Below are 7,522 nucleotides of genomic sequence, written 5' to 3'. Positions count from 1 at the left end.
CGCAGGTGGTGCGGGGAAACGATTTGTTGTCGTCTGCAAAAATCGCACATTCGCCTTGCACTTCGCAGATTCGCCCAGCCAATCCGGCCGTCCATCCGGTTTTGGCCTCTGGGGGCTCGGAAATGGTGCCGTTTTACAAATAGTGTCTGATTTGGGCCCTGTTTTGGGTGCCTATTTGTAAAACGGCGCCACTTTCGCCGTTTATTCGTCCGTGCCCGCCCCAGATTTGGAGACAGGCCGCGGTCTGTTCTATCCTTATCGGCGGTGGCGTGTCCGAGCGGCCGAAGGTGAACGCCTCGAAAGCGTTTGTTGGGTAACCCCCAACCGCGGGTTCGAATCCCGCCGCCACCGCCATTTACAGCAGATCCTTATTTCAAGGGTCTGCTTTTTTAATACCAACACGATTTAATAGAGTTGACGGAATCAGCAACACGGCGAGCAGTGGCGTGGACGTCGGCTACACACCCCTAGACCACGCCCCAAGCAACAGTGCTCAGCAGCAACGCTCAGACGGCAACGGCTCTGTGACGGCCCGACGCCGCAAGCCGCAGCGCACAAGATGAGACAAGATGAGGTAAGGCGAAAACGTGGCAAAATTTTTATACCGGCTGGGTTTGTTCTCCTTCCGCCACAGCTGGAGCGTCATCATCGCGTGGCTGGTCATCCTCGCCGCGTCCGTCGGTGCAGCGCTGAGCCTGTCCGGCTCCTTCACCGGCGACTTCGAAATCGATGACACCCCAACGATCGACACCACCAAACGCGTCGTCGAGCTTTTCCCGGAAGACGGCAACCCGGCCGCTGCGGCAACCGTCAACCTGGTTTTCCAAGCCCCGGAGGGCGAAAAACTCAGCGACCCCGAGAACACTGCCGCGATCGACGAGGTCATCGCCAGCTTGGAAGAAAACCTCGTCATCGAAAACGAGATGCGATTCGGCAACCCCGTCATGCTGTCGCCGGAGCTGGTGGAAACCGTCGAGCGCTTGGGCGTGGAGCAGGGCCTGCCGGAAGAAACCGCCCGCCTGGATGCACAGCATCTGCGTCTGCTTAACGACGACGAAACCATCGGCTGGACCACTTTCAAATTCGATGCGCCGAACGCCTACGAGGTGCAGCCGGAACAGTACGACGCCGTCTACCAGGCCATGGATATTGGCCGTGACGCTGGGCTGACGGTGGAGGCTTCCGGCGAAGGCTTTGGTGACCCGATCGAGATCGAGTTGTCCAACGAGTGGATTGGATTATCCATCGCGTTCCTGGTGTTGGTGGTGACCTTTGGCTCGTTGATTGCGGCGATTCTGCCGATCGTCACCGCGATCGTGGCCGTGGCGATTGGCGCATTGTGGGTCATCACGGCCACCGGCTTTGCAGAGCTGAATGACATGACCCCGGTGTTGGCGCTCATGGTCGGCCTGGCTGTCGGCATTGACTATGCGCTGTTTGTGATGTCGCGTTACCGCAGCGAGCAGCAGCGTCTGCCGAATGACAAAGCCATCGCCCTGGCCTGCGGTACGGCGGGCTCGTCGGTGGTTTTCGCGGGGCTTACCAACTTCATCGCGCTGGCCATGCTTTGGGTTGCGCAGATCGAGTTCCTGACCGCGATGGGTCTGGCCGCGGCAGCGACCGTCGCGCTGGCTACCGTCGTGCCGCTAACCCTGTTGCCAGCTATTTTGGGCTTGCTTGGCGATCGCTCCTTCGGCTTCGCACTCCCCGGCATTGCTGGCCGCCCGCGTCGTAACGGCAAGGTGAAGCAGGGCCCGACGCTGGGGCGGCGCTGGGTGGGGCTCGTGCAGCGTTTCCCGGCTGTGATGTTGTTGCTGGTCGTGCTCGGAATGGGTGCGGCTGCCACGCCGTTGACGCGCCTGGAGCTCGCGTTGCCGAATGACACCACTGGTAACCCGGAAACCACGCAGCGCAAGGCCGCGGATTTGAAGGCCGAGGGGTTTGGTCCGGGCACGAATGGCCCGCTGTTGACGCTTGTCGACGCCCACACCGTCAATGAGGACGCCGCCGCGCTGCAGACGATGATCGAGCTGCAGGGTGATGCTGAAGAGCTCACTCGCGAGGACAAAGCCGCCCGCGCGAGCTACCTGTACACCGTCAACCAGATCAATACCCTGGCTGCCGTCGACCACGCCCAACTGGTTGCGCTTGCCGACGATGGTCGCGCCGCCCAGATCCTGGTCACCCCGAAAACCGGCCCGGCTGATCCCGCTACCGTCGACCTGGTGGAAAACCTGAACCGCGTCAATGCGGAGGTTGAACGCGCCACCGGAACCAGCGTCGGCCTGACGGGCCTGACCGCGGTGCAGGTGGATATCACTGAGCGCCTGGCCCAGGTCATGCCACTGTATCTGGCGGTAGTCGTCGGCGTGGCTGTGCTCTTGTTGATCATGGTTTTCCGGTCCCTGTTGGTGCCGCTGGTCGCTGGGGCCGGGTTCTTGCTTTCGGTGGGCGCGGCTTTCGGCGTTACGGTGCTGTTTTGGCAGGAAGGCCTGGGTGGCTTCGTCGACGCGCCGGGTCCGCTGATCTCGTTTATGCCGATCTTCCTCATCGGCCTGACCTTCGGCCTGGCGATGGATTATCAGATCTTTTTGGTCACCCGCATGCGGGAGGCTTTCGCCGCGACGCACGGGGATGGCCTGCAGAAATTCGCCCGCTACGACCCGGATGCGCGTGATTACAACCGGATCGACTATTCCACCATCGCTGGGTTTAGTCAGGGCGCGCGCGTCGTCACGGCGGCAGCTGTCATTATGATCGCGGTGTTCGTCGGCTTCATTGGCCAGCCGTTGCCGTTTATCAGCATTTTTGGTTTTGCGTTGGGTGTGGCGGTGCTTTTCGACGCCTTCTTCATCCGCATGACGTTTGTGCCCGCCGCGATGTTCTTGATGGGGCGCGGTAACTGGTGGTGGCCGCGTTGGCTGGACAAGGTGACCCCGCACCTGGATGTGGAAGGCACGAGCCTGGAAGATGACGAGGAGGTGCCTGCGCTGGATCGGGAAGAGCAGCAGAGTGAGCATGCCATGCGTAATGAGCAACCCAGCAAGCATCGCACGATAGACTAAACGCAGCACGGCACATTAGCCGCAGCACGATAAACTAGCGGCTATGACCGATCTGAGTTTCACCGTCAACACCCACCTGGATCTGCCGGGAATGCAAGGCCGCACGGGCACGATCACCACCCCGCATGGCCCGATTAAGACCCCGGCGTTTATCCCGGTAGCCACAAAAGCGACGGTGAAAACGCTGAGCCCGGAGCAGATTCGGCTAACCGGTGCGCAGGCGATCTTGTCCAACGCGTACCACCTGTACCTGCAGCCGGGCCATGACATTGTCGACGAGGCCGGCGGCGTCGCCAAGTTTGAAAGCTGGCATGGGCCCACCTACACCGATTCTGGTGGTTTTCAGGTGATGAGCCTGGGCGTGGGGCATAAAAAGACCATCAAGATGGACTACGAGCAGGAGATGGCGGAGTACACCCCGCGGAAGGTGAATAAGGATTCGTTGGCGATTGTCGACGAGGACGGCGTGAATTTCCGCAGCGTGTTGGACGGTTCGCGGCACCGGTTTACTCCGGAGAAGTCGCTGCAGATCCAGCACGGTTTGGGCGCGGATATCATGTTTGCGTTCGACGAGTTGACCACGCTGGTCGATACCCGCGCCTACCAGGAGGAATCGGTGGCGCGCACGCATCGCTGGGCGGAGCGCTGCCTGGTAGAGCACGACCGGTTGACACGGGAGCGTGCTCACCGGCCGAAGCAGTCGCTGTGGGGCGTGATCCAGGGGGCACAGCATGAGGATCTGCGCAGGCAGGCTACCCGCGGGCTGGTGGAGCTGTCGCGGGAAGCCGAGGCTGCTGGTCGACGTGGTTTCGGTGGCTATGGCATCGGCGGTGCGTTGGATAAAGGCATGCTGGGCACGATCGTCGGCTGGGTGTGCGATGAGCTCCCAGACGATAAACCCCGCCACTTGCTGGGCATTTCCGAGCCGGACGACGTGTTCTGGGCGATTGAAAACGGCGCGGATACCTTCGATTGCGTCTCGCCGACGCGCCTGGGCCGCCGCGGTGGTGTCTACACGCTGGATGGCCGGATGAACCTGAAGAACAAGCGCTTTGAGCGGGACTTTTCCGGTGTCGACGAGGAATTCGGTGGCTATGTGTCGCAGAATTACTCGCGCGCGTATATCCGGCACTTGCTCAAGGCCAAGGAATTTCTGGCCGGCACGTTGTGCACGATCCACAACCTGGAATTTATGATTCGCCTGGTTGATAACATCCGGCAATCGATCGACGGCGGTTATTACCGCGAGTACCGCGATGAGTTCTTGGGCCGGTACTATGCGCACACCAAATAGCGCTGCAGGGGCTAGCGCTGCTTTGGCTGCTGCAGGGGCTAGCGCTGCTGGCACCTGGGGTGTCGGCCGCTACGCGCCGTCGCCGACCGGGGACCTGCACTTTGGCAACCTGCGCACCGCGGTGGCGGCGTGGTTGTTCGCGCGTGCCGATGGTCTGGGCTTTGTGGTGCGCGTCGATGATTTAGATTCGCAGCGGTGCCGGGAACACTTCGTCGACAGCCAGTTGGCGGATCTGCAGGCGATTGGCCTGGACTGGGATGATCGCGGTGCGGAGCTGCGGCAGTCGGATCGGCAGGAGGCTTATGCCGCAGCCGTCGACAAGCTGGCAGGCCGGGGGCTGGTGTATGAGTGTTATTGCTCGCGCAAGGAGATCCAGCAGGCGGCGTCGGCGCCGCATCAGCTTCCGGGAGAGTATCCGGGTACGTGCCGGGATTTGAGCGAGGCGCAGCGCGTGAAGAAACGCGAGGAACTTGCTGGGCAGGGCCGGGTTCCGGCGTTGCGGCTGCGTGCGGGGTGCAGCGAGTTCAGCATCACTGACCGGTTGCACGGCGAATACACCGGCCGGGTGGATGATTTTATTGTGCGTCGTGGCGGCAATGTGGCACAGGCGCGTGATTATGCCTATAACCTGGCGGTTGTGGTCGATGATGCGCACCAACAGGTCACGCAGGTGGTGCGGGGAAACGATTTGTTGTCGTCTGCGCCGCGGCAGGCGTATCTGGCGCAGCTGTTAGGCCTGGCCGCGCCAGAGTATGCGCACGTTGGCTTGGTGGTCAACGCCGACGGGCAGCGGCTGGCGAAGCGCGATGGCCCGATTTCTTTGCGCACCATGCCTGCCGCTCGAGTCGTCGGAGAGATTTTCGCATCCATTGGCTGCGCTGGTGCGACGTCGTTGCACGAAGCTCTCGAGAGTTTCCGCCCGGAAGCGCTTGCCGACGACTACGCGTGGGAAGCACGCTAGTAGCGCTAGTGGTGTGGGCGGGGTTTTTCGGACCGGATGACTTAACATAGGAGACCATAACGACCGACCAGGTCAGAAAGATATGGAAACCATGAAAAAGTTCACCAAACACGCCCCAGAACAAATCGTGGCTAAATTAGAAAAAGCCACAAAACTTGCCAATGAAGGCAAAACCAACGCAGAGATCTGCCGCGACATCGGTGTTTCAGAAGCCACCTTGGCACGCTGGCGCCGTGACTACGGGCAGATCAACCGCAAAGAAGCCAAAGAACTCAAGCGTCTGCAGGATGAAAATGCACAGCTAAAAGCTCTTTTGGGTCAAGCAGAACTAGAAAAAGAAGCATTACGCGAGCTAGCTGAGAAAAAATTCTAAGCCCGCAACGCAAACACGAATCCGTGGACTATCTCACCGATAAAGGCTTTAGTACGCGGTTATCGTGTCGTGTTGTCGGGCTATCTAGATCAAGCTATCAGCGGGCGCGTAGGCAACGCGCAAAGCGTAGTGGTATCCCAAGCGCAGATCGCTACCATTTGCTGCGTGAGTGGATGAATGAGTTTGCTGATACCCATCGTCGGTGGGGTTATAGGCGTGGACTTGTTCATGCTCGCGGTGCTGGTTTCAGCGTTTCTCGGGATGTGTTTCGCAGGTTGTGGTGTGAGGAAAACTTACGGGTTTTTCCTCGTAAACAACGTAAGCAGGTGATCTCACATAATCCTGAACCCCGAAAAGGAGCAGCAGAAAAACCAGGAGAGATTTGGGCACTGGATTTCCAGTTTGATTCTGATTACACCGGCCGGGCGTTTAAGATCTGCAACGTCATCGATGAGTTTAGTCGCAAGCATGTGACTTTTAGCCTGGCTCGGTCTATTAGTGCTGCTGATGTGGTGGAAATGCTAGATGTTGCTGTGTTAGAGCATGGCTGTCCAAAGGTGTTGCGTATGGATAACGGCCCGGAGTTTATTGCGGGTAAGCTACGAGATTGGGTTGATGAGCAACAGTTAACCCAGGCGTTCATTCCCCCTGGTCAGCCGTGGCATAACGGGTTTGTGGAGTCGTTTCATAATCGTATGCGTGATGAGTTGTTGGCTGATAATGTCTTTGATAATCACACCCATGCTGCCCGGATGGTGGCGTGGTGGTCACAAAGGTATAATCAGTTGCATCCGCATTCGTCTTTGGGTTATTTAAGCCCGGATGCGTTTGTTGAGTGTTGGAAGAAAGAAAATCTCGAGGTTACCAGTTAAGGTCACTGGTCCGATATTCCAGCCCACTCCACTAGTTCTCTAAAACTTCATCGTGTTTAAGGAGCATGGAGCTGAGCGCGCCCAAGTGCTCAAATTGCGCCTGGAAGGCATGAGCATGCCCGAGAGCGCAGACAAACTCGGCTGCTCAGTCGGCACCGTCCACTGCTACGTCACCGAAGCGACAAGTCGGAAAGCTCCCCCGAGATCGCCAACTGTTGCCCGGCTGGCGACACACGCCAACCATTATTTCAAGATTTTGCTGCTCGTCTCGCTACAGCTTCCCGCCCCAATATATAAGTAGCTCCTACGAACCCGAAAAACGCGATAACCCAAAGAAGGGTCGTAAAGCCTGAGCTGGGCAACGAAGTTGCCAGGAGTAGCAGAGCGGAACTCAATAGTGCAATTAGAATACCCAGTCCTACGTTTTTACTGTTCCGAGAAGTATTCATCATAGGAAACAATCCTTTTCGTTGCTTGGGGTGTTGTCCCGGTCGGTGAACCGATCCGCACTAAGGCGCTTGGTTTCGAGAGTGGATCCATTGAATTATGGTTTGCATCACAGGCTAGTCGCACTCCAACTCTACGTCTAGGGGATTGTTGAAAGCTGAAATCATTACTACCCTATATTGGGGTGTGCCTATTTTTGCCGCCAAAAAGTTTTTGCCGAAATCGATAACTGACCGCTTCGCAGATAATCCCGAGACATCACAAATAGAGACCTGGAGGTTAGCGGCTGCGGAAGAATGAGTGTGCTGCTGTCGGTGGTTAGGTGTGGGCGTAGTGGTTTGGTGATGGTGAGCATGCAGGTGATAAGTGGCGAGTTTTCATCTGGGCTGGGTCAGGTTCCTATTAGCAGTTGAAGTATGTCACTGCCTTCGGCGGCATCACCCCCTGGATCATTGTCAGACAGGGACAGGAATAAGCCATACCGAAGCCAGCGACTAGTTCCACTGTCCT

General features: G+C 58.3%; 7 protein-coding genes and 1 tRNA gene. All 8 read left to right on the top strand.

Annotated features, from left to right (window positions below; translation table 11 throughout):
• A partial coding sequence (locus tag RCH87_RS09605) for a hypothetical protein (RefSeq protein ID WP_306516477.1) occupies positions 1-181 on the top strand: 181 nt, incomplete at its 5' end.
• Positions 182-263: 82 nt separating this feature from the next.
• A tRNA-Ser gene (locus tag RCH87_RS09600) sits at positions 264-354 on the top strand.
• Positions 355-587: 233 nt separating this feature from the next.
• Entirely contained in the window at positions 588-3,065 is a 2,478-nt protein-coding gene (locus RCH87_RS09595; protein ID WP_306516476.1) for an MMPL family transporter, read from the top strand.
• A 43-nt stretch (positions 3,066-3,108) separates the two neighbouring features.
• The gene (gene tgt / locus RCH87_RS09590; protein WP_306516474.1) at positions 3,109-4,359 is read left to right on the top strand and encodes a tRNA guanosine(34) transglycosylase Tgt; all 1,251 of its coding nucleotides are present in this window, start codon (positions 3,109-3,111) and stop codon (positions 4,357-4,359) included.
• Positions 4,343-5,320 (top strand): tRNA glutamyl-Q(34) synthetase GluQRS, encoded by a 978-nt coding sequence (gluQRS, locus tag RCH87_RS09585; RefSeq protein ID WP_306516473.1) that lies wholly within the window; start codon positions 4,343-4,345, stop codon positions 5,318-5,320. The genes tgt and gluQRS overlap by 17 nt, the downstream gene beginning before the upstream one ends.
• A gap of 82 nt (positions 5,321-5,402) precedes the next feature.
• On the top strand, positions 5,403-5,693 hold the full coding sequence (locus RCH87_RS09580) for a transposase (RefSeq protein ID WP_018120343.1): 291 nt from the start codon (positions 5,403-5,405) through the stop codon (positions 5,691-5,693).
• Between the two features lie 23 nt (positions 5,694-5,716).
• The gene (locus RCH87_RS09575) at positions 5,717-6,565 is read left to right on the top strand and encodes an IS3 family transposase (protein ID WP_306516472.1); all 849 of its coding nucleotides are present in this window, start codon (positions 5,717-5,719) and stop codon (positions 6,563-6,565) included.
• A 52-nt stretch (positions 6,566-6,617) separates the two neighbouring features.
• Positions 6,618-6,866 (top strand): helix-turn-helix domain-containing protein, encoded by a 249-nt coding sequence (locus RCH87_RS10440; RefSeq protein ID WP_373690974.1) that lies wholly within the window; start codon positions 6,618-6,620, stop codon positions 6,864-6,866.
• The last annotated feature ends 656 nt before the right edge of the window (positions 6,867-7,522 follow it).

Origin of the sequence: Corynebacterium sp. (assembly GCF_030826625.1) — a bacterium.
Taxonomy (GTDB): domain Bacteria; phylum Actinomycetota; class Actinomycetes; order Mycobacteriales; family Mycobacteriaceae; genus Corynebacterium.
Note: the sequence above shows the minus strand (reverse complement) of the source record. Positions and strands in the feature narration are given on the sequence as shown.